Genomic DNA, 24,711 nt, shown 5'->3' on the forward strand with positions numbered 1-24,711 from the left:
GCCTGCCAGCGCGACCGGAGTGGGGGGATGGCCAGTTGGGAGACGGTGGCCCGGTCTAGGCTGGCGGGAGTGGCGAAGTATTTCGACGTGCATCCGGACAACCCGCAACCGCGCTCGATCCGGCAGGTCGTGGACATCTTGCGGGCGGATGGTCTGATCGCCTACCCGACCGACTCGTGCTTCGCGCTGGGCTGCCGGATGGGCAACAAGGACGGCCTCGACCGGATGCGTGAGGTCCGGCATCTCGACGATCGCCACCACTTCACGCTGATGTGCCGCGACTTCGCCCAGATCGGCCAGTTCGTACAGCTCAACAACGCGTCGTTCCGCCTGGTCAAGGCGTCGACGCCGGGCCCGTACACGTTCATCCTGCCGGCCACCAGGGAGGTGCCGCGCCGCCTGCTGCACCCCAAGAAGAAGACCGTCGGGGTCCGCATTCCCGAGCACACGGTGACCCAGGCGCTGCTGGCCGAGCTGGGTGAGCCGCTGGTCTCCAGCACGCTGCTGCTGCCCGGCGAGGAAGAGCCGATGACCATGGGCTGGGAGATCAAGGAAGCCCTCGACCACCAGGTCGACGCGGTCGTGGACTCGGGCGAGGAGTGCGGCGTCGAACCGACCACGGTGATCGACCTCTCCGACGGCGAGCCGGAGATCCTCCGCGTCGGCGCCGGCGACACCTCCCGCTTCGAGTAGGCCGAGGCTTTGCTCTGCTTACATATACGCGCCGATGGCGCGTATCGGTAAGCAGAGCAGCGCGTATCGGTAAGCAGGGCAAAGCCTCGCTGACGCCCTATGCCGTCAGCCAACTCAGCGGGATCGTGGCGGTCAGGGCGCTGTAGCCGGTGGGGTTGAAGTGCAGGTGGTCACCGCCGTCGTAGGCCGGGTTCAGCTGTCTCGGGAGCGCGGGATCACGGGCCGCGACGTCGAAATCGGCGAACTCGTCGAAGATCCGGCCGCGGCGGATCGCGGCGTTGATCGTCTGGCGGGCGGCCTCGCGCAGGCCCGCCGGGTCGTCGTAACCGGTGTTGCCGCCGAACGGGGTGATCGTCGCGCCGTAGACGGCGAGGTCGCGGGCGTGCGCCCGGGTCACCACCTGCTCGAAGGCGAACAGCAGGTCGTCGGCGACCTGCTTCTGGCCGGCGACGGTGGCGGGGGCGGTGCCGATGTCGTTGACGCCCTCGAAGATCAGCATGCGGTCCACGCCGCCGGTGGCCAGCACGTCGCGGTCGAGGCGGGCCAGCACGTTCGGGCCGAGGCCGTCGTCGAGGACCCGGTTGCCGCCGGCTGCCTGATTGAGCACGGCCACCCGCTGCCGCCGGGCGAAGAGCTGGTCCGGCCACCGGTCGTTGCCGTTGGTCGTCGACCCCCGCCCGTCGGTGAGCGAGTCACCGACGATGGCCAGCGCCGGCGCCGAGGCCAGCACCTCGACCCCGCTGATCAGGTACCAGTGGTCGACCCCGACCGCGCCGGCCAGCGTGGGCGAGGCATGAAAATCACCCTTGATCAGGTACGACGTGGTGCGCGAACCCGGGTGCGAGGTGAGGTTGCGGCTCGCCTGGCCGGCCGCCGAATACACCGTGACGGACAGGTTCTCGCCGGCCTGGATAGGGAGAGTGACCGGGTCGGAGACGACCTGCGCGCCCACCGGCACGGCCACGCCCGGCCGGCCGCCGAAGGTGAGCGGACGGAGGCTGCCGGGGGCCACCCCAGGAACCCCGGCTCGCCCGTCCGCCGGGCGGCCGATCGCGGCCGCCGTCAGTGGCAGGGTCGCCCCGCCGAACGCGTTGGAGAAGCGGACCCGGACCTGCGGCCCGCCGATCGTCACGTGCACCGTCTGCCGGAGCGTGGTGTCGGCGAACACCACCGACTCCCCGGTGAACGGCGCCGGCGGCATGTTGCCCGGCTCGGTGAGCTGCGGCATCGCCACCCAGGTGTGCACCCAGCGCCGGGCCCGGTGGGCGGACGCCGGCGAGCCGGCCAGCAGGGCGGCCGGGAGCGCCGCCCCGCCGGCCCCGAGAAGCGCACGTCGGCGCATGTCAGGACCTCCGGCTCTCGGGCGGGCCGAGATAGCTGTACTTGACGCCGCCGGTGTCGACGACGAGCCGCTGGACGATGACGGTCGGGTCGACCGCCCAGAACGTCAGCGTGTGCCGGCCGGGCGCGGCGATCGTGTGCGTCGTCGTGGTCCGGTTGATGTTGTCGGACGTGTTGCGCGCCCACTGCCGGTTCATCGTGGTGTCGTTGGCGCCGGTCGCGATGGTCACGTTGACCACCTGCGGCGCCGCCCCGTCGACCGAGATCGCGTATTTGAGGCCGTCGGTGGGCCGCACGTTGTTGCGCGGCGACAGGTAGGCGGTGATCGTGACCGGCCCGCTGCTGGTCAGCGTCATCGGGTAGTCGAGCCGCCCGGTTCCGTCCACCGAGACCAGGCCGTTGCCGGTCTTGCCGATGCCGGGCAGCAGCAGCCAGTTCCCGGTCCGGCGGCCGTAGTGGTCGGCCTCGATCGCGACGTAGCCGTTGGCCTCGAGGAACCCGGCCGGCTTCAGCGACGGGTGGGAGACGGGCGCCTGCACCACGGTCGTCGTGCCGGCCCCGGTGATGGTGATCGGCACCGACCGCACCCCACGCGGCGCCCTGCGCCAGTCCACCGTCACCAGCGCCCGCACCTGGTCGGTGACGGTCCCGGACGACGGCGTCACGCGCAGCCACGGCGCGCCGCTACTGATCGTGTAGCGGAACGGCGTGGTCCCGCGGTTGTAGACGTCGATGTACTGCGCCGGCTGGCTCTGCCAGGGGCTGAAGGTCGGCAGGTCGGGCCCGCCCCCGTCGGCGAAGACCCCCATCGCCGATTCGGGTGGCAGGGTGATCCGCTGCACGTACGGGAAGATCTCGTCCGGCAGCGCCACGTTGTTGAGTTCCGGCTGCTGCCAGGACGCGTTCGGCCCGTACCGGGCCACGTTCCCGTACCCGATCTTGGGTTGCAGTTGCCAGTTGTGCCACTTCCCGCCGGCCAGGGTGTTGTTGTAGTAGTCGCTCATCGCCTGGTCCTCGGCGAACAGCGCCTCGGCCCGATCGGCGAGCGCATTGGTGCCGGCCCTGCCTTCCGCGGCATAGCGGATGTTGGTGAACTCGGCCCGGCGCAGGTCGTAGATGATCGCCGTGTCCTTCAGGGCGTAATAGACGAGCTGGTAATAGGCGTCCTGCCAGACGGCCGGGATTCTTGCTCGCAACCGGGACGCTCGCGCGGCGAGTGCGAGCCATTCCTCGGTGACCCGATCCATCTCGCCGTAATCGGTGAGGCTGAACGGCGTGGCCTGGTCGTGGTAGACCACCGCGGTCGGATCGGTGGCGATGTTCTTCGCCGGATCCACCGTGATCCGCCGGTTGAGCAGCTCCGGTTTGCGGCGGGACTGCAACCGGCCGTACTCCTCGAGCAGCCCGGCAATCGCCGGCGCGAGCGATCCGCCGAAGTTCGCAGCGGCGTACTGCCGGGTCCACTCCCCCAGTGCCGTCACCGGCCACGCCGACGGATCCCAGGCGTAATCGAGGAAGAACTGGATGGGCAGTTCCTCGTTCTTCAGGTCACCGACGTTGGCCACCCAGAGGCGATCAACCCCGCTGGTGTACGCGAGATGCAACTGCTCCCAGGTGTTCGTCAGATTGGCCGTGTCCGCCCATTTGTAGTTGCGGCCGTCCCCGACGTAGTCGAAGTGGTAGTACATGCCGTAGCCACCGCTGCGGGCCGGCAGTGAGGGGTCCGGCAGCTTGCGCAGGTTGCCCCAGTTGTCGTCGCAGAACACGACGGTCACGTCGTCCGGCGGCCGATAGCCCGAGTCCCAGTAGCGCTGCACCTCCTTGTAGAGGGTCTGCACCTGGGGCCGGCCGATCAGCCCGGTGTCCTGCAGGATCGCCCGCTGGCTGTCGATGATCGAGCTCATCAGGTCGATGCCGTCGCCGTCCGGCAACGACACGTCGCCGTTGCCGCGCATGCCGAGCGTGATGACGCCTTCGATGTCCTGATCACGCATGCGTTCCGCGCCGGCGCGCCAATACGACTTGATGGCGTCGGGGTTGCGGCGGAAGCTCCATTCACCGGTCCCGGCCGGATGCCGGTTCCATTCCTCGATGCCGCGCATCATCGGCGCCTCGTGCGAGGTGCCCATGACGACGCCGTAGCGGGTGGCGGTCGCGTGGTTGAGCGGGTCGTCCTCGGCGAACGCCCGCCCCCACACGGCCGGCCACAGATAGTTGGCCTTGAGCCGCAGCATCGTCTCGAAGACCTTGGCGAAATAGTCGGCGTTGAGCCCGCCCGGATAGCCGGGCGCCTTTCCGGGGCCGAAGTATCCGGGCGCCCAGGTGCCGGTGGCCGGGTTCTCGTCGTTGATGAAGAAGCCGCGGTACCGCACCGCCGGGGTGCCCTGGGTGTGCCGGCCCGGCAGCACGAAAAGGTCGTCGTGGTGGGCGGCCGGAACGTCGTCCCAGAAATGCCAGGGCGAGATCCCGATGTTCCGCGACAGGTCGTAGGCGCCGTAGATGCTTCCGCGCTGATCGCTGCCGGCAATGACGAATGCGCGCCGGATGCCGGGCAGCGGGTGGTCGACGATCTGCTCGATCGTCGTCTCCCACCTTCCGCGAATGCCGGCGACGTCGAGCTTGCCCCGGGCGACGATCTGGTCGATCAGCGGGCTGCGGCCGATCGTGCCGAGGATGATCGGGTCCTGCTGATCGACCGGGTCGGCGCCGGTGACCCGGTGGAGGTCGCTCCGCAGATCGGCGGCGACCCGGACGACGCCCGGGAAGTCCGACTCGGACACCAGAACCGGCGCGCCGGCCAGCGCGAACCGGCCGGGGCCGGTGCGGGTGCGGACGTAGCCGGCGGTCTGGTCGGGCGCGGCGGCGGTGGCGTGCGCCGCCGCGGGCGCCCCGAGCAGGGGCGCGGCCAGCGCCCCGCCCAGCAGGGTTCGCCTGGTCACTCGCGGCGCCGTCACCGGAACAGCCGCAACGGCACGGCGGCGGCCATCACCGCCATGCCGGCGTCGTTCGGGTGCAGGTGGTCGCCGGAGTCGTAGGCCGGGTTGAGGGCGATCGGGTCGGCCGGGTCGCCCATCGCCCGGTCGAAGTCGATCACCCCGTCGTACTCGCCGCCGGTCCGGATCCAGGTGTTGAGCAACTGCCGCTTGGCCTCGTTCTCGAGTGTGTAGAACCCGAGCGTGTCGTTCTTGAACGGCAGGATCGTCCCGGCGTACGCGGCGAGCCCGCCCTCGTGGGCCCGGGCGATCAACTGCCGGTGCCCGGCGATCAGGTCGTCCGCGCTGACCACCTCGGACGGCGGTGCGACCGTGCCCGGGTGCCCGAGGTCGTTGACGCCGAGCAGCACGATCAGGAAGCGGCGGCCCGGCTGGGCGAGCACGTCCCGGTCGAAGCGGCGCAGCCCGCTGACGCCGAAGTAGTTGGCGAACGTCTCGGCGTCGCTGCCGGCCGGCGGGTTCGGGTCGTGCAGGAGCCGGTTGCCCGAGACGCCCAGATTGGCGACTCCGAGGTCGAGGTGCGCCGAGCGCAGGCGGGCGGCGAGCAGGTCGGGCCAGCGGTGATTGAGGTTCGCGACGGTGTTGGCGCCATTGGTGATCGAGTCTCCGAGGGTGACGATCGCGGCGCCGCCGCGCTTACGCACGGCTACCGCGGAGAGGAACAGGTCCTGTTGCAGGGTGGCGGCCGCGGTGACGGTCCGCGCGGCGGTGACGTCACCGTTCGCGATGACGTTGTCCTGGTACGCGAACGCGGCGAGCGTCGTCACCGTCGTACGCTCCGGGAAATAGACGCTGATCGCCAGGTCTCCCCCGGCGGGCAGGCGAAGCCGGACCGGGTCGCTGACCAACGGCGCGCCCGCCGGGATGGTGGCGTCCGTGTGGCCGGAGAAGGTGACCCGGCGGTCGGTGCCGGGCACGATCGCCGTCGAAGCGCCCGTGCCGTCGCGCAGAGCGACGTGCACGCCCCCGATCCGCAGCGGCGTCTCGCCGAACTCGTTGGTGAGCCGGATGCGAATCTCGTCGCCGCCGGCCGAGGCGTGCACGACGTGCCGCACGGTCTGCCGTTCGAGGACGGTCGGCGTGCCCCGGCTCGGGATGGTGGTGGGCACGGCCGCCCAAGTGGCGACCCAGTCGCCCGCGCTGGACGCCGGGGTGGCGGCCCCGGCGCCGGATCCGGCGGCAAAGGCCGGGGCGGCGCCGACACCGGCGGCGGCGACCGCGGCGCCGGCAGCGGTCCCGGCCGCCAGGGTGAGCAGCTCGCGCCGCGTGGCGGAGGCAGCGGGGGCGGCGGCCTCGCGGCCGGCGGCGTGGGGTTCGCGGTGGGTGGTGGGCATCGTGTTCTCCGCAATCAGCCGCGGCGCAGCGGCAGGGTCAGGCGCCAGCCCTCGGCGCGCAGCTCGGGAATGATCTGGGCGACTGCCTCGACGGTCTGGCTGCGGTCGCCGCCGCCGTCGTGCATGAGGATCACCGCGCCGGGCGTGAGGCGGTCGCGGATCCGCTGGGCCAGCACGTCGGCGCCGGGCGGGACCCAGTCCTCGATGTCGAAGCGCCACCCGAGCGGCTGCATGCCGAGGTCCGCGGCGACCTGCGGGGACTGCCCCCACGCGCCGTACGGAGCGCGGAAGTAGGCGATGTGCGCCCACGGGACCGCCTGGTGGATCAGCGCGCTCGTGGCGGCGAGGTCGGCCTCGATCTGCGCGGGCGTCCACGTGCTCAGGTCGTCGTGGTGCATCGAGTGGTTGCAGAGGGTGTGGCCCTCGGCCGCGATCCGCCGGACCACCTCGGGGTGGGCCTTGACCTGGTCGCCGACGAGGCAGAAGACCGCCTTCACGTGGTTCTTCCGGAGCACCGCGAGCAGGTGCAGGGTGTCCGGCGGATTGGGGCCGTCGTCGAACGTGAAGCTGACGACGTTGCCATGGCCGCGGGCGGTGTCGACCACGACCGGGGTGGGGCCGCCGTGAGCGAGGGCGGCGGAGGGCGTGACGGTCAGGGCGCCGGCCACCGTGACGGCAGCGGCCAGGCAGCGAAAAAGGGAGCGGGACACGTGGAACCCCCGGGAGGACGGGCGGAAGTTTCGGAAACATGTCAGCCGAACATTCGTAACGTAGAGGGGTCGATCTATGTCGTCAAGGCCCTCAGCCGGTTGATCTTCGAGAGAAATCCGCCATTGACGTGCGCGCACGTGGGCACGAAGCTTTCCGCAAGTTACCGGAACTTTCGGATCCACCACCGGAGGGAACGCCAAATGATTCCGAAAAGGACAGCGTTCGGGGCGGCCGCTCTCGCCGCCCTGACCGCGTTGAGCGTGGCCGTGCTGCCGACCGGCGCGGCCACCGCCGGCGATACCGGATTGCGGGCGGCCGCCCGCGGCACCGGCACCCGGATCGGCACCGCGGTCGACATGTCGGCACTGGCCACCGATGCCCCGTACGCGGCCGCGGTCGCGGCCGAGTTCGACACCGTCACACCGGAGAACGTGATGAAGTGGGCGGAGGTCGAACCCACCCAGGGCACGTACAACTGGGGGCCGGCCGACGACCTGATCAAGTTCGCCCGGCGCAACGGCCAGGCCGTGCGCGGGCACACCCTGGTCTGGCACAGCCAGAACCCGTCCTGGCTGACCGAGGCCAACTTCACGCCGGCGCAGCTGAAAGCGTTGCTGCGGAAGCACATCTTCGATGAGGTGGGGCATTTCAAGGGCAAGGTGTGGGCGTGGGACGTGGCGAACGAGGTGCTGAACGAGGACGGCACCCTGCGCGACACGATCTGGCTGCGGGCGCTCGGCCCCGGCTACATCGCCGACGCGTTCCGCTGGGCGCACCAGGCCGACCCGAACGCGCTGCTGTTCCTCAACGACTACAACGTCGAGTGGATCAGCGCGAAGAGCGACGCCTACTACACCCTGATCAAGTCGCTGCGGGCGCAGGGCGTGCCGGTGCAGGGCTTCGGCATGCAGGGGCACCTCGGCATCCAGTACGGCCTGCCGGGCGACGTCCTGCAGAACGTGCGCCGTTTCGACGCCCTCGGCATCAAGACCGCCTTCACCGAGGTCGACGTGCGGATGATCCTGCCGTCCGACTCGACCAAGGTGCAGGCCCAGGCCGAGGGCTTCGGCCTGATGCTGCGCGCCTGCCTGCTGGTTCGCCACTGCGTGTCGTACACGGTGTGGGGTTTCACGGACAAGTACAACTGGGTGCCGGGCGTCTTCGACGGTGAGGGTTCGGCCACCCCGATGGACGAGAACCTGCAACCGAAGCCGGCCTACGACACCTTGAGCGAGACGTTCGAGCTGGCCAAGTAGTGCACCGGGCGGCGGCGCTCACACGCCGCCGCCCGGTTTTTTCGGGTTACGCCGTACTGCAGGTCAGGTTGTTGACCGTCGGTGGCGCGGTCCCTGACCCCAGGAACCCGAAGGTGGTGTAGCTGCCGGCCGCGACCGTCCCGTTCCAGCTCGCGTTCTTGACCGTCACCAGCGAACCGCTGGTGGTGGCCGTCCCGCTCCAGAGTTGAGTCACGGTCTGCGACCCGGGGAACGTCCAGTTCACGGTCCACTTGCCGATCGGCGCACTGAGCGCGTGCACCATCACCTCGGCCTGGAATCCGCCCGTCCACGCGCCGGTGATGTTGTACATCGCGGCGCAGCCGGTCTCGCTCGGAGTGCTGGTGGGCGAGGTGGTCGGCGTCGAGGTGGTGGGCGACGTCGTCGGCGAGGTCGTCGGCGTCGTGGTGGGTGTGGTGGTGGGCGGCGTCGTCGTGGTGGTGCCGCCGACCCCGGTGACCTCACCGTTGCCGCCGTCGAAGACCACGTCGGAGCAGCCGTAGAACGTCTCGGTGCTGTCCGACCGGGACCACACCGAGTAGATCAGGTGGTTGCCGGTCTTGCCGGACGGCAGGGTGGCGTTCCAGTAGTAGTGCCCGGTGTCGGTGCCCGGCCCGCCGTCGGCGGGCGGGTTGGTCGACTGGTTGAACGGCGTCGGCTCGAGATCGCTCCAGGCCATCGGCTTGGTCGGGTCGTAACCGTCCTTGGTGATGTAGAGCGAGAACGTGCCCGGGTGCTTGGCCCAGTCGTTGTAGTCGATCTCGATCGTCTTGCCGGCCGTCAGGTGGGTCTTGGGCCAGTCGGTCCGGGCCAGGTTGAAACCGGTGAAGTCGTACGGCCCACCGGTCCCGCCGCTGCACAGCGTGCCGTCCGGCAGGAACCCGTCCACCCGGCCGGCCCCGTCGGAACGGAGCACGGCGAACCAGTTGTACATCGCGGTGACGCCGCTCTTGGCGATCGCGGCCGCACAGGCCGCGTTCTTCGGCACGATCTCACCGGTGGCGGTCTTACCGTCCTGGTAGCACAGCCAGGTCCGGCTGCCCGGCGTCATCATGGTGCCGTGCGCACTCGCCGAGGACGGCATCGTCACCGCCCCGAGGCCGGCGGCCAGCATCGCTGCCGCGGCGTACACCAGCAATCTCTTGATTTTCATGGTTCTCCTCTCAGCCGTTCGGGAACAGCCGGGCGAAGTCGGCGTAGCCGGTGGCGACGTCGACCTGGGCCCAGAAACGGTGGTAGTTGAACGTCGGCGCCGCGCCGCCGTTCAGGTAGGCCTGGACCTTCGGCCAGTCCGGGTCGTTCTTGTACCAGGAGCGGATGTCCAGGAAGGACTTGCCGGGGGCGATCGCGTCGCCGTTCGGCATGGTGCCGCTCCAGCCCGGCGGGATGTAGAGGCCCTGGCCGGTCGAGGCGTTGTAGACGTCGTCGAACCGGTTGTAGTCGGCGCGGGTCTCGGTCACCGAGACGCCCTTGGCGTCCTTGTGCGTCCAGATCGCGTCGAGCAGGTTCTTCGCGGCCGTCTTCGCCGCCGTGTTGCCGGACTTGGCGGCGTAGTAGGTCAGCAGCTTCGCGAACGACCCGGCCACACCGAGGTCGGTGCCCTTGGTCTTGACCGTGACGTGCAGGTTGGTGTTCGCGGCCGGGCTGGACGCGTTCCAGGTGGCCGGCGAGCCCGACCAGGTCAGGTCGGACGGGATCTCGAAGCTGGTGGCGCTGATGGTGGAGTTGGCCAGGGCCCAGGTGACCCACTTGTCGAGCACCGTCTTGGCCTTGGCGTCACCGGTCGTGTAGTAGTACTCGGCCAGCCGCTCCAGCGACCAGGTCTGCATGCCGAACCACTGGTTGGACGGCGGGTCGGCGTAGACCGGCGCCTCGACGTAGGACAGGCCGTAGAACGTCGGCGTGCCGGACGGCGGCGCCGAGTAGTTGCCGTTCCAGCTGTTGGTCGCGCCACCGGCGATGGCGCCCTCGGAGGACTGCAGCCACTGGTAGAACTCGAGCTGCCGGCTCAGGCTGGCCGTCCAGTCCGACTTGGCGGTCGAACCCTTGGGGGCGAACGCGGTGACGTTGGACAGGATGTAGGCGGCCATCGGGTTCTGGTAGCCGAAGTGGCTGGTGCTCGAGCCGATCCGCCACGCCCAGCCGGCGCTCGTGTCGGTCGCGCCGCCCCAGGCGTAGTACCAGGACATCAGGTTGCTGGAGGCGTTCTTGCCGGTGCCCGCCGCGCAACCGGTCGACGTGCAGCCGGGCTGCTTGAAGTACTTGTCGTAGAACGAGTAGCGCAGGTAGTCACCCATCTTCGCGGCGTTGGTCACGGCCGTGGAGATCTGCGAGCCCTTGCCCTGCGCGGTCGCCCAGGTGTACGCCCAGTACGCCGCCTGCACCGCGCGCGAGTCCGCGTCCGGGGCGTCGGTGTACTTCCACTGCTTGGCGTAGCTGGCGTCCTTGGTGAACAGGTCCAGGTAGCCGTTCGGCCCACCGGCGGTGAACGTGTCGCAGGACGGCTGCGGGACGGTCTCCCACGTCGACTCCTGCGGCCCGCGCTGGAAGGTGTTGATGTAGGCGACCCGGGTGGTCTTGTCACCGCAGTGGCCGAAGCCGTAGGTGTTGTCGACGTCCAGCAGCCAGTGCATGGCGTAGATGTCGTCGGTGCCGTACGCGCTCTTCAGCTCCGACGCCAGCGGGTCGGTGCCGACCGACACGCTCGAGTCCAGCGCCGACGGGTACTGCGACGGCAGCGGGTATTCGGCCGCGTAGGTGGCCGGCTTCGCCGCGTTGTAGTTGGCGTTGGTGGGCTGGTCGGCGTGCGACGGGATGATGTACTTCTCCATCGTCGACCAGGCCGCGTTGAACGGCGCCCAGTCCTGCGTCGTGGCGCCGTGCTCGGCTTCCAGCCACAGCCAGTAGCTGAACGCCTCGGACGTGGTCTCGTGACCCTGGTCCGGCGCCTCGTCGATCAGCGTCTCGATCGAGTGGTAGGGCACGCCCTCCGGGCTGAAGTAGCCGTTGGCCGAGCTCTTGATGTCGTTGTACATCTGGGTGAACCGGTCGTCGACGGTGCCGGCCGTCACCACGTTCGCGGTCACCGTCGCTGTGGTGTAACCGGTGGCGGTGGCCGAGAGGGTGGCGTTCGTGCCGGCCGTGGCCGCGGCGGTCGCCGCGACGGTGACGGTCTGCCCGGTGCTCCAGTTCGACGGCGTGAAGGTCAGCGACGCCGGCGTGGCCGACACCGTGGTGACCCCGGCGGTGCGGGCGAGCGCCACCGTCACGTTCGCGGTCGGCGCGGACGAGAGCGCCAGCTTGAACGTCGAGCTCGCGCCGGGCGCCACCGACACACTGGCGGCGTCGGCGACGATCGCCGGCGAGGTGCTGGCGTCGACGAAGACCGGCACGTCGGCGGTGCTGCTCTTGGCGCCGGCGCCGTCGTACGCGACGGCCTGCAGGTGGTAGGCCGCGGTCTGGGCCGGAACCCCGGTCCAGGTGTACGCGTACGGCGCGGCCGTGTCGGTGTTGACCAGCAGTCCGTCGTGGTAGAACTCGACCTTGCTGATCGTCTGCCCGGTCGCCGCGGTGGCGGTGGCCGCGATCGGGATGCTGGCCGGCGCGGTGAACCGCGTGTTGGCGGCCGGCGAGGAGATGGCGACGGTCGGTGCGGCGGCCGCGCCGTTGCAGGCGGTCCCGTTGAGGCTGAACGCGGTCGGCACCGGGTTGGCGGACGTGAAGGTGCCGTTGAAGCCGGTGCCCACCGTCGCGTTGGTGCCGATGCTGCCGTTCCAGCTCGCGTTGTTGACCGTGACGTGCGCGCCGGACTGCGAGTAGACGCCGTTCCAGCCCTGCGCCACCTTCTGCGAGGCGTCCGGGAAGTCGTACTCGAGCTTCCAGCTGCTCACCGGGTCACCGGCGTTGGTGATCTGGATGTCGCCGGTGAAGCCGCCGGACCACGCGCTCTGGACCTTGTAGACGACGGTGCAGCCGGCCGCGGCGTGCGCCGGCACGCCTGCGACCAGGGCAACGCCGGCACCGAGGACGACGGTGCCGCCGACTGCCAGTCCTCGGCGCAAGCGCCTCAGACGTCTCTCTCGTGGGAGCACGGGAGTTCCTTTCGTGGGGGTTGGGGAGAGGCTCAGCTGGTCGCCGAGCAGGTGATCGGGGACGGAACCGGGTTGGTGGTGCCGGCCGAGCTCGCCAGGAAGCCGAACGTGGTGGACGCGTTCGCAGCGAGCGTGCCGTTGTAACCGGCGTTGGCGACCTTGACCGCGGTGCCGGTCTGGCTGCCGGCGCCGTTCCAGACCTGCGAGACGGTCTGGCCGCCGGTGAAGGTCCAGCCCACGGTCCAGCTCTTGGTGGCCGCGCTGCCCGTGTTCAGGACGCTGACCTCACCCTGGAAGCCACCGCTCCACTGGCCGGTGACCTTGTACGTCGCCGTGCAGCCCCCGGTGGCCGGGGATGCGGTCGGGGACGTGGTGACGGTCGGTGAGACGGTCGGTGAAACGGTCGGTGAAACCGTGGTGGTCGGGCCCACGGTCGGCGAGGTGGTCGGCGCCGTCGTGGCCGTGGTGGTGCGGTCGGCGTAGAAGATGCCGCGGCCGTTGGTGCCCAGGTAGACGCGCCCGAAGATGTTCGGGTCACCGGCCAGGGCGTCGCCCGCGTTGCCGTACTGGTGGGCGTCGTCGTTGATCCGGACCCAGGAGGTGCCGGCGTCGTCGGAGCGGAACACGCCGGTGACGGAGTCGACCGTGCCGACCAGGAAGATCGCCTTGTGCGCCTGGCCCGGGGCGGCCTTGCCGAAGGCGACGTTGATGCCGGAGGTCACCGAGGCGACCTTGGTGAAGGTGGCGCCGGAGTCGGTGGACTTGAGCAGACCGCTCTCCCCCGCGACCCAGACCTCGCCGGCGGTGCCGGGGACGGCCTTGAGGTGCAACCGGCCGGTGGTGGGCAGCGTCGCGGACGACGCGGTGAACGTCGCGCCGCCATCGGTGCTGGTGTAGAACTTCCCCGCGGCGTACGCGTAGAAGGTCTTGGGGTTGACCCGATCGGATTCGACGACCGCGCCGGCCGGGATGCCGGTCGACGCCGTCCACGAGCTGCCGCGCGTGGTCGAGTAGTAGACCCCGGTGCCCTGGGGCGACCAGACCATGGAGCCGGCGTCGGCGCCGACCGCGATCGTGCCGCCGCCGGTCACCCCGGACGGCTCCTGGCCCTGGTACCAGTTCTGGCCGCCGTCGGAGCTGATCCCGATGTGCGGGGCCGCGTCGGCGTTCCCGACTCGCGCGAACACTGTGGGCGTGAGTTCGGCGAAGTCGAGGGACGTGTTGCTGCCCAGCGAGGGGGTGTCGTGGAAGCTGGCCGGCACCGTGTCGAGCGATGCGTGGTAGAAACCGCCGATGTCGCCGAGTGCGCTGACCAGCGGCGCGCCGGACGGCGGGGCGGCGAGGTCGAGGACGGCCGTTTCCTCGATGCCCTTGGCCACCGGCTTGATCGTGATGGTGGAGCCGGCGTCCCAGTTGGTGAGGTTCGTGGTGCCGTAGAGCGTGGCGCCGGTGCCGTACATCATCCGGCTGGAGTTGAACGGGTCGATCGCGAGCGTCTCGTTCATCCAGCCGAGCTTCGGGGTGGACTCCGGCGGCGTCGGGTTCTGGTTGAAGTCGAGCCACGGGTTGGCCGAGATGTCGATCGTGTAGCGCTTGGACATGCTGGGGTAGCTCGTCCAGTCCCAGGCCCGGGTCCAGGTGGCGCCGTAGTCGGTGCTGCGGAAGAAGATGGCGTCCGGCCACCAGGAGATCTGGGTGGCGACCATCAGCGTGCCGGGTTTTTGTTGATCAACAGTGAGCCCGCTGTAGCCGTAATAGGCGTCGGCGGCCGGCGTCGGGGTGATGTCGGTCCACGTGCCCGTCGAAATCTGATATTTCCAGACTTGTCCGGCAGCCCCGTCGTACGGTCCGCCGGTGTCGCTCGTGGAAATGTAGAGGTAGTCGCCCTGGACGACGCCCTTGTGCGCGAGATAGCCGGTCGGGGCGCCGGCGATCGCGGTCCAGGTCGAGCCGCCGTCGTTCGATCGGTAGACCGGGTTGGACTTGTCGGCCACACCCACGAAGACCTGGTTGGCGGCGCCGAACGAGACCCAGCTCAGACCCTGGTTCTGGTTCAGGTAGTTGTTGGTGTCCGCCGCGTCCTGCACGTAGTTGCCGGCGTTCGGGAAGCTGGTGACCTTGCTGAACGTCACGCCGTAGTCGGTGGATCGATACAGGCCGTTGCCACCCTCGGCGGCGAAGTAGACGTTCTTGTTGTTGTTCGGGTCGACCGCGAGCCGCTCGCCGACGCCCCGGCCGGGCATGTTGCCGCCGTTCTTGAACGGCAGCGTGGTGATCTGCCAGGTGTTGCCCTTGTCGGTCGAGCGGAGGATCGCGCCGTTGTTCGGATCCCAGTCATTGGTGTACATGCCGACGGCCGCGTAGACCCGGTTGGTGTCGACCGGGTCGGGCGCGATGGCCAGCACGCCGTTGTAACCCCAGTTGTTCTGGCCGACCCAGTCGAGCAGCGGGGTCCAGCTCTGGCCGGTCTCGTTCCATCGGTAGGCGCCGCCGATGTCCGTGCGGGCGTAGATCAGGTTCTTCTCGCCCGGGTTGAAGACGACGGCTGGGACGAAGCCGCCTCCGTCGATCCGGACGTTCTTCCAGTTGTACGGGTCAGCCGCGGCGGCCGAAGCCGTGTTGGGCTGGGCCAGGGCGACCGCCACCGCCCCGGCTAACAGGGCGGCGATGCTCGCCCCGATGGCCAGTCTTCTCATCCGGCACCTTCCATAGACGTACGTGCACATGGGAGCGCTCCCAGAAGCGTCGGTCCCGGACACACGGCTGTCAAGCCCTGGAAACCTTAAGTTGACAATCGTGGAGATAAAGACCTGCCGCGGGGGCTCGCACCGCTTTTGCCGGACGCCATTCCTGAACTAACCGAAGTCAATTGACTCCAGTTAATTGCTTAAAACGTTCAGCAACGCCCCGAAATGGGGCGACCACTTTCCGTCAACCAAGTGGACGTTTTGGCGTTTACCAGGCTGTGTATCATCTGGCGTTGATTGCGTGGAGGAGCGTTACATGAAGGTTTGCGTTGTCGGTACCGGCTATGTCGGCCTCACCACCGGGGTCAGCCTCGCCTTCCTCGGACATGAGGTGACCTGCGTCGATCTGGATCAGCAGAAGATCGACATGCTCACCGGGGGCAGTTGCCCCATCTACGAGCCCGGCATGGAGGACCTGCTCGCCGAGGCCACCGCCAACCTGACCTTCACCACCAGTTACGCCGAGGCGGTGCCCGGCGCCGATGTGGTGTTCGTCGCGGTGCAGACCCCGTCGGCCGACGACGGCAGCCCCGACCTGCGTTACCTGCGCTCGGCCGCGGAGAGCGTGGCGCAGAATCTCGACCACGACTTCACCGTCGTGGTGAACAAGTCGACCGTGCCGATCGGCAGCGGCAACTGGGTGGACGCGATTCTGCGTGAGTCGTTCGCCCAGCGCGCGGACCGCCCGGCCGGCTGCGAATTCTCGGTGGCCTCCAACCCCGAGTTCCTGCGCGAGGGCAATGCGATCCACGACACCCTCTTCCCCGACCGGATCGTGATCGGGTCGGACAATCCGCGCAGCCTCGAGGTGCTCAACCAGCTCTACCGGCCGATCATCAACCAGACGTTCACCGCCCCGAGCTTCTCGCCTCGGCCGGACGACATCGGCGCGGTCCCGCTGGTCTCCACCGACCTGGCCTCGGCCGAGCTCATCAAGTACGCGGCGAACGCGTTCCTGGCCCTGAAGATCAGCTACGCGAACGAGATCGGCCAGCTGGCCGCCAAGGTCGGCGCGGACATCTCCGAGGTCACCCGGGGCATGGGCCTCGACCAGCGGATCGGCTCGCGTTTCCTGCAGGCCGGCGTCGGCTGGGGCGGCTCCTGTTTCGGCAAGGACACCAAGGCCCTGATCGCCACCGCGGCGGAGTACAACTACTCGATGCCGATCGTGCAGGCGGCCCGCGAGGTGAATGAACGGCAGCGCCTTATCGCGGTCGAGCGTCTCCAGGACGAGTTGCGCATTCTGAAAGGCCGCAAGATCGGCCTGCTCGGTATCGCATTCAAGCCCAACACTGACGACTTGCGTGATTCGCCCGCGCTGGACATCGCGAATCTGCTGCTGGCCCGGGGCGCCCGGGTGCGACTGCACGACCCGATCGCGGGCGAGCGCTTCCGCCGGGAGCAGCCGTCGCTGGCGCCGTACCTGAGCGACTCGCTGGACGCCCTGTTCGATGACTGCGACGCGGTTGTGCTGGTCACCGAGTGGGCGCAGTACCTCGAGCTCGACTGGGGCAAGTTCGTCGGCCTCATGCGCACACCGATCCTGCTCGATGGCCGGCACGTGCTGGACGCCGAGCGGATGGCCCGGCTCGGATACAAATATTTGGCAATCGCCGGGTAAGCCCGATTTCGGCGAGACACACCGGCCGTCCCACCGGATATCCCAGATATCCAGCGGGGCGGCCGCTTTGCGACTAGGGTCTCTTCAAGGGCTTTGAGGGTGTGACCAGGAGTTCTCCCTTAACCGGTTAAGGCGCCGGATGACCGCTGCCGTATCGTTACCGAGTCGATCGAGCGGAAATCATTGCGCAACGTCCCGGTTACCTCTTGACTGTGAGCCAAGTAGCGCTTCGGACGGCGACGTCTTCGGACGTCGGAGGCGCGATTTGACATAGGGAGCGGTATGTTCGGTCAACCAAGGAGCCCGCGTTTTCGCGCCGCGCTTGCCGGCACGCTGAGCGCTGGGCTGGTTTTCAGCGTCGCGGCGTGCGGCGGGAGCGATGACTCCGACAGCGACAGCTCGTCGAACGCCTCGGCGTCGGCGATCGACTGTTCGCCATACACGAAGTTCGGCGACATCAAGGGCAAGACGATCTCGATCTACACGGGCATCGTCACCCCCGAGGACACGCCGCACATCAACTCGTACAAGCCGTTCGAGCAGTGCACCGGCGCCACGGTCAAGTACGAGGGCGACAAGTCCTTCGAGACCCAGATCCTGGTTCGCGCCCGCGCCGGCAACCCGCCGGACCTCGCGATCGTGCCGCAGCCCGGTCTGCTCAAGCAGCTCGTCGCCACCGGCAAGGCGGTCGCCGCCCCCGACGAGGTCGCGGCCAATGTCGACAAGTTCTGGGGCAAGGACTGGAAGGCCTACGGCACCGTAGACAGCAAGTTCTACGCCGCGCCGCTGGGCGCCAGCGTGAAGTCCCTGGTGTGGTACTCGCCGGGCGACTTCAAGGACGCGGGTTACACCGTGCCCACCACGCTCGACCAGCTGAAGGCCCTCAGCGACCAGATGGTCAAGGACGGCAAGAAGCCGTGGTGCGCGGGCATTGCGTCCGGTGACGCCACGGGCTGGCCGGTCACGGACTGGATGGAAGACTTCATGCTCCGCACCGCCGGTGTGGACGAGTACGACAAGTGGGTCAACCACACGATCGCGTTCAACAGCCCCGAGCCCACCGCGGCTCTCGACGCGGTCGGCGCGTACCTGAAGAACCCGGCCTACGTCAACGGTGGCCTGGGCGACGTCAAGAGCATCGCGACCACGACGTTCCAGGACGCCGGCCTGCCGATCGTGGACGGCCAGTGCATGATGCACCGCCAGGCCAGCTTCTACGCGGCCAACTGGGCCAAGGGCACCAAGGTGGCCGAGGACGGCGACGTCTTCGCGTTCTACCTGCCCGGCAAGGACGCGACCACCAAGCCGGTTCTCGGCGGCGGCGAGTTCGTCCTGTCCTTCGCGGACCGCCCGGAGGTCAAGGCGTTCCAGACCTACCTGTCCTCGGACACCTGGGCCAACACCAAGGCCAAGCTGTCCAGCGGCTGGGTCTCGGCGAACAAGGGTCTCGACCCGAACAACCTGACCAGCCCGATCGACCAGCTCGCGGCCAAGATCCTGCTCGACCCGGCCACCCAGTTCCGCTTCGACGGCTCGGACCAGATGCCCGCCGCGGTCGGTTCGGACGCGTTCTGGAAGCAGGCGACCAACTGGATCACCGGCCAGGACACCAAGACGACGGTGGACAACATCGAAAAGGCCTGGCCGAAGTAAACAACTGAACTGATAGATCTACCCAAGGCCGGTCGGGAGGCGTAACAATCTCCCGGCCGGCCTCACCCTCTCTCACCACCTCTCACCACCACACATAGGCAATAAGGAGGTTCGGGTCGCGTGTTCCACACCGCCTCCACCACCCCAGGCAAGCTCTTGCAGATGGTCGCTGCGCTCCTTCTCTTCGCAGCGATCATGGGCATCATCCTGTTCCTCGCCGGACGGCTCGGCCGCGGCAAGGGCGGCGACAAGTGGGTCGCATACCTTTACCTCACCCCCGCCGTGCTTCTGCTTCTGGTCGGCCTCGTCTATCCCGGCCTGCGCACCATCTACGAATCCTTCTTCGACGCGGCCGGCAAGGCCTTCATCGGATTCGACAACTACAAGACGATCTTCACCGACAAGGACCAGCTCACGGTCCTGCGCAACACGGTGTTCTGGGTCGTGCTCACGCCGTTCGTGGCGACCGGCATCGGCCTCGTCTACGCCATCCTGGTGGACAAGTCGCGCTTCGAGTCCGTCGCCAAGGCGCTGATCTTCCTGCCGATGTCGATCTCCTTCGTGGCGGCGTCGGTCATCTGGAAGTTCGTCTACGAGTACCGCCCCGACCAGGTCGGGGTGAAGCAGATCGGCCTGCTCAACCAGATCATCGTCTGGTTCGGCGGCAAACCGGTCCAGCTGCTGATCGAGTCGCCGCTCAACACATTCCTGCTGATCGTCGTGATGATCTGGATCCAGGCCGGCTTCGCGATGACCGTCCTCTCGGCGGCCATCAAGGCGATCCCGGACGACATCATCGAGGCCGCGCGGCTCGACGGCGTCAACCCGTGGACCATGTTCAAGAACATCACGCTTCCCAGCGTGCGCCCGACCGTCGTGGTCGTGCTCACCACCATCGGCATCGGCACGCTGAAGGTCTTCGACATCGTCCGCACCATGACCGGCGGCCAGTTCAAGACCAGCGTCGTGGCGAACGAGTTCTACAGCCAGACGTTCCGGGCCGACAACCAGGGGCTGGGCGCGGCACTCGCCGTGCTGCTGTTCATCCTGGTCATCCCGATCGTCGCGTACAACGTCCGCCAGGTTCGTCAGGGGGCACGATGAGCACCGTCACTCCGTTGACGACCGGCCCGGAGATCACGCCGAAGCAGTTGTCCGCATCGACCGTCGCCAAGAAGAAGCTCAGTTCGCCGTGGGCGTCGCTCGCCGTGATCATCATCGCGGTGCTCTGGACCGTACCCACGTTCGGCCTGCTGGTTTCGTCGTTCCGGCCGGAGCGCGCGATCAAGCGCACGGGCTGGTGGACGTTCTTCTCCGACCCGCAGGTCACGATGGACAATTACAAGGCGGTCTTCGGTCAGGACGGCGGCATCAACCTCGCCGACTTCTTCGTCAACTCGCTGGTGATCTGCATCCCCTCGGTGCTGATCCCCCTCGCGCTGGCGGCGGTCTCCGCGTACGCGTTCGCCTGGATCGAGTTCAAGGGCAAGAACTTCCTGTTCCTGGCCATCTTCGCGCTCCAGATCGTCCCGCTGCAGGTCACCCTGATCCCGGTCCTCGAGATCTTCGTGAAGATCCACCTCACCGGCACGTTCTGGACGCTGTGGCTGGCCCACTCGACGTTCGCCCTGCCGCTCGCCATCTACCTGCTGCACAACTTCATGCAGGAGATCCCGGCCACCCTGATCGAGGCCGCCCGGATCGACGGCGCCGGCCACGTGTCGATCTTCTTCAAAGTGATGCTGCCGCTGCTCACCCCCGCGCTGGCCGCGTTCGGCATCTTCCAGTTCCTGTGGACCTGGAACGACCTGCTGGTCGCGCTGGTCTTCGCCGGCGGCGGCAACGAGGTAGCACCGATCACCTTGCAACTGGCCAACCTGAGCGGCACGCGAGGCACCGCCTGGCAACTGCTCTCGGCGGGCGCCTTCGTCTCGATCCTCGTCCCGGTGACGGTGTTCCTGCTGCTGCAGCGTTACTTCGTCCGCGGCCTGCTGGCCGGCAGTGTCAAGGGCTAAGTCTCTCCTTCCTTAGCCGAGGGGCCGCATCCGTGCTGGATGCGGCCCCTCGCATGGTCACGGCCACCACAACACCGAAGACCATCAAGACCAACACGATGATGTACGCGCGTCACACTGCCAGTGCCATCTCTGGCCGTCGCCCGGCTCTGAGCATCGGGTCGTACCCGAGCATCGCCGCCACCCCGCCGCCGCCCGTCACTCCCGGCACCAGCCGCGTCGTCGCAGCGGCCACGAGCGCCACCCCGATGGCCGCGGCACGTTGGTAGGGCAGCAGGCGGGCGCCGAGCAGGGCCGCCGTCAGTCCGAGCGGGACGTTGTTCAGCAAGATCCAGCGCCACGAGGCGGCATCCACCAGCCAGCCGGTCAGCGGCGGGCCGAGCACCGGCCCGATGATCAGGCCGCCGAGCGCCAGCCGCAGGCCGGTCCGCATCACCGGGCGTAGGGGCGGTCGCGGCGGGCGGTGCGCAACGTCTCCGTCCACCACGCCAGCTCGCCGAGAGCCAGATCGAAGCCCTTGGTCACGCTGTCCGGCGGCGCGTAGCCATCCGGGCCCAGGTCGTACCACGGCGTGGTCAGGCCGACGACCCGGCGGGTGGTGACCATGTGCAGCTCGGCGAGGACGCCACGCAGATGCTCGGCGGCGAGCAGACCACCCTGCACGCCGTACGAGAGGATGGTGGCCGGTTTGAACATCCACTCCCGGTAATGCCAGTCGATCGCGCGCTTCAGACCGGCCGGGTAGCTGTGGTTGTATTCCGGCGTGACCAGCACGAACGCGTCGGCCCGCGCGAGCCGGTCGGTCAATTCGGTGGCCTGCCCGCCGCCGGGCTGGAGCAGGTTGTCATCCGGGAGCGTGGTCTCGGCCAGATCGATCAACTCGGCCGGCGCCGGGGTGCGGGTCGCGGCCCAGTCGGCCAGGACCCGGCCCATCCGCTCGCCGCGCAGGCTGGCGGCGATCACCACATAGTTCGGTTCGCTCATGAACCCCAGCGTCAAGGTTCAACCAATGTTGAAGTCAAGCCCGCCACGGCGCAGGATGGGCCGCATGACCATCACGGCCTACACGAAGACGGTGGGTGAGGTGGCCGCCGACAGCGGCGTGGCCGCCTCCGCGGTCCGCTTCTACGAGCAACACGGCGTGATCAGCGCCGTCCGCACCCAGGGTGACCAGCGCCGTTTCGACGAGAGCGCAGCGTGCCGCATCCGGGTGGCAAAGGTCGCCCAGCGTGTCGGCCTGACCGTCCGCGAGATCGCCGAGATCCTCGCGAACCTGCCGCCGGAGCCGCAGCCCCGCGACTGGGGCCGGGTGGCGGACACACTGGTGGCCGAGGCCGAAGCGCGCACGGCGGCGTTACGCGAACACCTCGCCGCGATGCGCTCCGGCGCCCGCCTGTGTGACCTGGCTTAGACGCGCTCGAGGACGACGACCGGGATCTCCCGCGAGGTCTTCGTCTGGTACTGGTCGTAATCGGGCCAGGCCTCGACCATCGTCGCCCACATGTCCGGCTTCTCGGCCGGGGTGGCGACGCGGGCGGTCGCCTTGAACCGGTCGCCCTTGATCTGAACCTCGACGTTCGGGTCCGCGGAAAGGTTGACGAACCAGGCCGGCGGCTCCGGCGCACCGCCCTTGGACGCGACGACCAGGTAAGACCCGGCGTACTCCCGGAAGATCAGCGCGTGCGAGCGCTGCTCCCCCGACTTGCGCCCGGTGGTGAACAGGATCAGGATCGTGGTCCCGTTCCGCCAGTGATAGCCCTCTTCACCGTTGGTCTCGAGGTAGCGCTCCACGTGCGGAGCCCCGTGCAGATCGACAGCAGATGTCATGAATCGACCCTACGCCCCTGGCTGCCGTGGAGCAGGCGAGCTCCGGCGGCCGCGTGGCTCCCATCGCTTGCCCATCGGTTGCCCATCGAGGTCTGACAGCGTCCCGCCGACGGGAAGCTCACCACGATCGGGGACGCGCATGAACCTCAGGGATAAACGGATACATACAGCTTGGGTGGCGGGCGCGCTCGCAGCCCTCCTCCTGGCAACACCGGCCGCCGCCGACCCGGACCCGGGCAAGGGGCCACCGGACCCGCCACCGGCGCCGGTCGCGTCCTGCGCGGTCGTGCCGTCCGGCAACTCCGAGTTCGCCACCTGCCTGGGCGTCACCGCGAAGCTCGACCGGGTGCCGTCGGTGGGCGAGACAGCCACCCTGACCGCGACGCTGCGGTCCACTCTGCCGCTCGGCGCCCGGCTGACGGTGACGCTGCCCGAGCAACTGGCCTGGGCACAGAAGCCGGCCGCCTCCGCCGTGACGCTGACCGCCGATCGGCCGGTGACCGTGACCGGCGTCGTCAAGTCGGTCAAGGAAGGCTTCGGCCAGATCGTCGTGCGAGCCACCGCGCCCGATGCCGGCGGTCCGCAGACCGGCCAGGACGTGGTGTTCCTGACCGTGGGGGCGGCCGGCCAGGTGTCCCGGTTCGGTGCGCTCACCACGAGCGGGAGTCAGCCGGCCGTCCCGGTGACACCGGCGAAGGTGTTCCAACGGCCGGGCGGGGAGAAGCTGCGAAGCGCAACCGCGTCGGGCAACACCGCGTCCGCCCTTACCTGCGACACCATCGTCAAGGGCAACTGGGGCTACTTCGGCACGGACAACCTCTTCCACAACGAGATGAACGTCAACGTCGTCATCAACGACACGGTGAACGGCCGGGTCGGGGGTCAGCTGACCGACTTCAACGGCAACTTCAACATCTGCGTCGACTCCTCGAGGGCCACCCATATCGTCGCGGACATCTACCTCGCGAACGACGAGTGGCAGGTGCAGCACCAGAACGGCAACCAGTTCCACTGGACCACCGAAGTTCACGCGGTCACCCCGGGAGTCACCGTCAACATCGGGTCCCGCACCAGCGACGCGGCCAACTCCCGCGCCTTGCACGCCTTCGACGAGGCCGACGACGCATGGCAGTTCATCCCGAAGACCAGCGGCAGCTCGTGCTGGGACCAGAAGGAGACCGCCTGCCGGCAATTGAAGATCAACTGGGAGCCGGCCTCCACCGACGGCACGTTCTATCAGTTGAACGTGACCAACGACATCCACCTCGTCGCCGCCGATCCGGACGCCCCGATCGTGGTGGCGCACGAGATCGGACATTTCATCATGGACGACGTCTACAACGACGCCTTCCCGGCCGCACCGGGCTGCTCCCCGCACGTGATCGACTCGTCGACCAACGCCGGCTGCGCCTGGGTCGAAGGCTTCGCCGACTGGTTCGCGCTCGCCGTCAACCACGACAGTTCCTTCCGCTGGCCGGGCGGAATCTCCTTCAGCCTGGAGACCCCAAGCTGGTCCGACCGCGGGGCGCGGGGCGACACCGTGGAGAGCCGGGTGGCGGGCGCGATGCTCGACGTCCAGGACTCGACCAACGAGCTCTTCTGGGACCGGGCCGCCGAGGGTTTCGCCAACCTGTGGTTCACCTTCAACCACCACATCAACGGAACCTTCAATTCCTTCTGGGCCAGCCGGATCGGCGACGGGTTCAACAACAGTGACACCGGTGCGCTTGCGTCGGTCTACCACAACACCATCGACTACGGCTTTCGGGACCCGCTGCCGGACAACACGGCTGTCAGTCGCACCGTCGCAACCCCGCACAACTACTCGATGAACACCTCCACGAACTTCTGGTCGGCGATCGCCATCGGGCCCTCGGTGGGATCGGACGTCGACATGACCGTGTACGACGACCGCGGCCAGACGCTTCCGCTGGCGAGCAGCACCGGGGGTGTCAACGTCATCGACTTCGTGGCGGTGGACTCCAACCGCCGGGCACTCGGCGACTACTACCCCCGGGTCAACGAGTTCTCCGGCGGGACCGGGTACGCGATCGAGGTATACCAGGCCCGCAACATCCTGGGAGCGGGATCGACCACTGTCCACATGCCCAACGACCTGGTGTACGTGACGGACACCTTCCTCACCGCGGGCGTGCCGGTGGCTCTGTCGGTGACCCCGTCGACCACCGAGCAGAACCCGAGCATCCTGCTGATGGGCGACGATCCCGCCAACGCGGCCACGTTCGTGCAGGGGCGCTTCCAGGCGAAGGCGACGGGCGCCGCCTTCGGCCCGGGAATCGCCGAGTCGCTGACCTACACGCCGACGCTCAGCGGCTGGTACGGGGTGGTGATCACCAGCCAGCACGGGGTGGGCGACTACACCCTGACCCGTAGCTGAATCGACGATGCCC

At 68.5% G+C, this 24,711-nt stretch carries 18 protein-coding genes; 8 read left to right on the plus strand and 10 right to left on the minus strand.

Going from position 1 to position 24,711, the window contains the following annotated elements:
- Window positions 1-69 precede the first annotated feature (69 nt).
- On the plus strand, window positions 70-693 hold the full coding sequence (locus AB0E90_RS05855; RefSeq protein WP_360399862.1) for an L-threonylcarbamoyladenylate synthase: 624 nt from the start codon (window positions 70-72) through the stop codon (window positions 691-693).
- Window positions 694-790: 97 nt separating this feature from the next.
- Here AB0E90_RS05855 and AB0E90_RS05860 read toward each other — a convergent pair whose 3' ends face one another.
- From AB0E90_RS05860 to AB0E90_RS05875, 4 genes are read right to left on the minus strand one after another with little or no spacing between them, the layout of a single operon-like run.
- Window positions 791-2,035 carry an SGNH/GDSL hydrolase family protein gene (locus AB0E90_RS05860; RefSeq protein ID WP_360399865.1) on the minus strand — a complete coding sequence of 415 codons (1,245 nt, stop codon included), beginning with the start codon at window positions 2,033-2,035 and terminating at the stop codon, window positions 791-793.
- A 1-nt stretch (window position 2,036) separates the two neighbouring features.
- Window positions 2,037-4,973 carry a glycosyl hydrolase 115 family protein gene (locus AB0E90_RS05865; protein WP_360399868.1) on the minus strand — a complete coding sequence of 979 codons (2,937 nt, stop codon included), beginning with the start codon at window positions 4,971-4,973 and terminating at the stop codon, window positions 2,037-2,039.
- Window positions 4,974-4,984: 11 nt separating this feature from the next.
- Window positions 4,985-6,361, minus strand: a complete 1,377-nt coding sequence (locus AB0E90_RS05870) for an SGNH/GDSL hydrolase family protein (RefSeq protein WP_360399871.1) — start codon at window positions 6,359-6,361, stop codon at window positions 4,985-4,987.
- Between the two features lie 14 nt (window positions 6,362-6,375).
- Window positions 6,376-7,071: a polysaccharide deacetylase family protein gene (locus AB0E90_RS05875; RefSeq protein ID WP_360399874.1), complete on the minus strand. Its 696-nt coding sequence runs from the start codon at window positions 7,069-7,071 to the stop codon at window positions 6,376-6,378.
- Between the two features lie 201 nt (window positions 7,072-7,272).
- On the opposite strand from AB0E90_RS05875, the gene AB0E90_RS05880 reads away from it, so the two are divergent.
- Complete coding sequence (locus tag AB0E90_RS05880) at window positions 7,273-8,328, plus strand: endo-1,4-beta-xylanase (RefSeq protein WP_360399877.1); 1,056 nt, start codon at window positions 7,273-7,275, stop codon at window positions 8,326-8,328.
- Window positions 8,329-8,374: 46 nt separating this feature from the next.
- Here AB0E90_RS05880 and AB0E90_RS05885 read toward each other — a convergent pair whose 3' ends face one another.
- From AB0E90_RS05885 to AB0E90_RS05895, 3 genes are all read right to left on the minus strand, one after another.
- Window positions 8,375-9,499, minus strand: a complete 1,125-nt coding sequence (locus AB0E90_RS05885) for a lytic polysaccharide monooxygenase (protein WP_360399880.1) — start codon at window positions 9,497-9,499, stop codon at window positions 8,375-8,377.
- A gap of 10 nt (window positions 9,500-9,509) precedes the next feature.
- Window positions 9,510-12,407 (minus strand): glycoside hydrolase family 48 protein, encoded by a 2,898-nt coding sequence (locus AB0E90_RS05890; protein WP_360399883.1) that lies wholly within the window; start codon window positions 12,405-12,407, stop codon window positions 9,510-9,512.
- A gap of 62 nt (window positions 12,408-12,469) precedes the next feature.
- The gene (locus tag AB0E90_RS05895; RefSeq protein ID WP_360399886.1) at window positions 12,470-15,133 is read right to left on the minus strand and encodes a cellulose binding domain-containing protein; all 2,664 of its coding nucleotides are present in this window, start codon (window positions 15,131-15,133) and stop codon (window positions 12,470-12,472) included.
- A gap of 307 nt (window positions 15,134-15,440) precedes the next feature.
- Here AB0E90_RS05895 and AB0E90_RS05900 point away from each other — a divergent pair, with 307 nt between their 5' ends.
- The 4 genes from AB0E90_RS05900 (at window position 15,441) to AB0E90_RS05915 (ending at window position 20,473) form a co-directional block, all read left to right on the plus strand.
- Window positions 15,441-16,805 (plus strand): UDP-glucose/GDP-mannose dehydrogenase family protein, encoded by a 1,365-nt coding sequence (locus tag AB0E90_RS05900; RefSeq protein WP_360399889.1) that lies wholly within the window; start codon window positions 15,441-15,443, stop codon window positions 16,803-16,805.
- A 282-nt stretch (window positions 16,806-17,087) separates the two neighbouring features.
- The gene (locus AB0E90_RS05905) at window positions 17,088-18,458 is read left to right on the plus strand and encodes an ABC transporter substrate-binding protein (RefSeq protein WP_360399892.1); all 1,371 of its coding nucleotides are present in this window, start codon (window positions 17,088-17,090) and stop codon (window positions 18,456-18,458) included.
- A 162-nt stretch (window positions 18,459-18,620) separates the two neighbouring features.
- The gene (locus AB0E90_RS05910) at window positions 18,621-19,562 is read left to right on the plus strand and encodes a sugar ABC transporter permease (protein ID WP_360399895.1); all 942 of its coding nucleotides are present in this window, start codon (window positions 18,621-18,623) and stop codon (window positions 19,560-19,562) included.
- Window positions 19,559-20,473: a carbohydrate ABC transporter permease gene (locus AB0E90_RS05915; RefSeq protein WP_360399898.1), complete on the plus strand. Its 915-nt coding sequence runs from the start codon at window positions 19,559-19,561 to the stop codon at window positions 20,471-20,473. The genes AB0E90_RS05910 and AB0E90_RS05915 overlap by 4 nt, the downstream gene beginning before the upstream one ends.
- A gap of 112 nt (window positions 20,474-20,585) precedes the next feature.
- Here AB0E90_RS05915 and AB0E90_RS05920 read toward each other — a convergent pair whose 3' ends face one another.
- Together AB0E90_RS05920 and AB0E90_RS05925 are read right to left on the minus strand one after the other, a co-directional pair.
- Window positions 20,586-20,909 (minus strand): hypothetical protein, encoded by a 324-nt coding sequence (locus AB0E90_RS05920; RefSeq protein ID WP_360399901.1) that lies wholly within the window; start codon window positions 20,907-20,909, stop codon window positions 20,586-20,588.
- Entirely contained in the window at window positions 20,906-21,457 is a 552-nt protein-coding gene (locus AB0E90_RS05925) for an NAD(P)H-dependent oxidoreductase (RefSeq protein WP_360399904.1), read from the minus strand. Before AB0E90_RS05925 ends, AB0E90_RS05920 begins: the two co-directional genes overlap by 4 nt.
- Before the next feature lie 64 nt (window positions 21,458-21,521).
- Here AB0E90_RS05925 and AB0E90_RS05930 point away from each other — a divergent pair, with 64 nt between their 5' ends.
- Entirely contained in the window at window positions 21,522-21,884 is a 363-nt protein-coding gene (locus AB0E90_RS05930; protein WP_360399907.1) for a MerR family transcriptional regulator, read from the plus strand.
- Here the strand turns inward: AB0E90_RS05930 and AB0E90_RS05935 are convergent.
- Window positions 21,881-22,300 (minus strand): nitroreductase family deazaflavin-dependent oxidoreductase, encoded by a 420-nt coding sequence (locus AB0E90_RS05935; protein ID WP_360399910.1) that lies wholly within the window; start codon window positions 22,298-22,300, stop codon window positions 21,881-21,883. The two genes, AB0E90_RS05930 and AB0E90_RS05935, sit on opposite strands and share 4 nt — an antisense overlap.
- A gap of 175 nt (window positions 22,301-22,475) precedes the next feature.
- Here AB0E90_RS05935 and AB0E90_RS05940 point away from each other — a divergent pair, with 175 nt between their 5' ends.
- Window positions 22,476-24,698 carry a hypothetical protein gene (locus AB0E90_RS05940; RefSeq protein WP_360399913.1) on the plus strand — a complete coding sequence of 741 codons (2,223 nt, stop codon included), beginning with the start codon at window positions 22,476-22,478 and terminating at the stop codon, window positions 24,696-24,698.
- The last annotated feature ends 13 nt before the right edge of the window (window positions 24,699-24,711 follow it).

The organism is Actinoplanes sp. NPDC026619 (assembly GCF_040638295.1).
Lineage (GTDB): Bacteria > Actinomycetota > Actinomycetes > Mycobacteriales > Micromonosporaceae > Actinoplanes.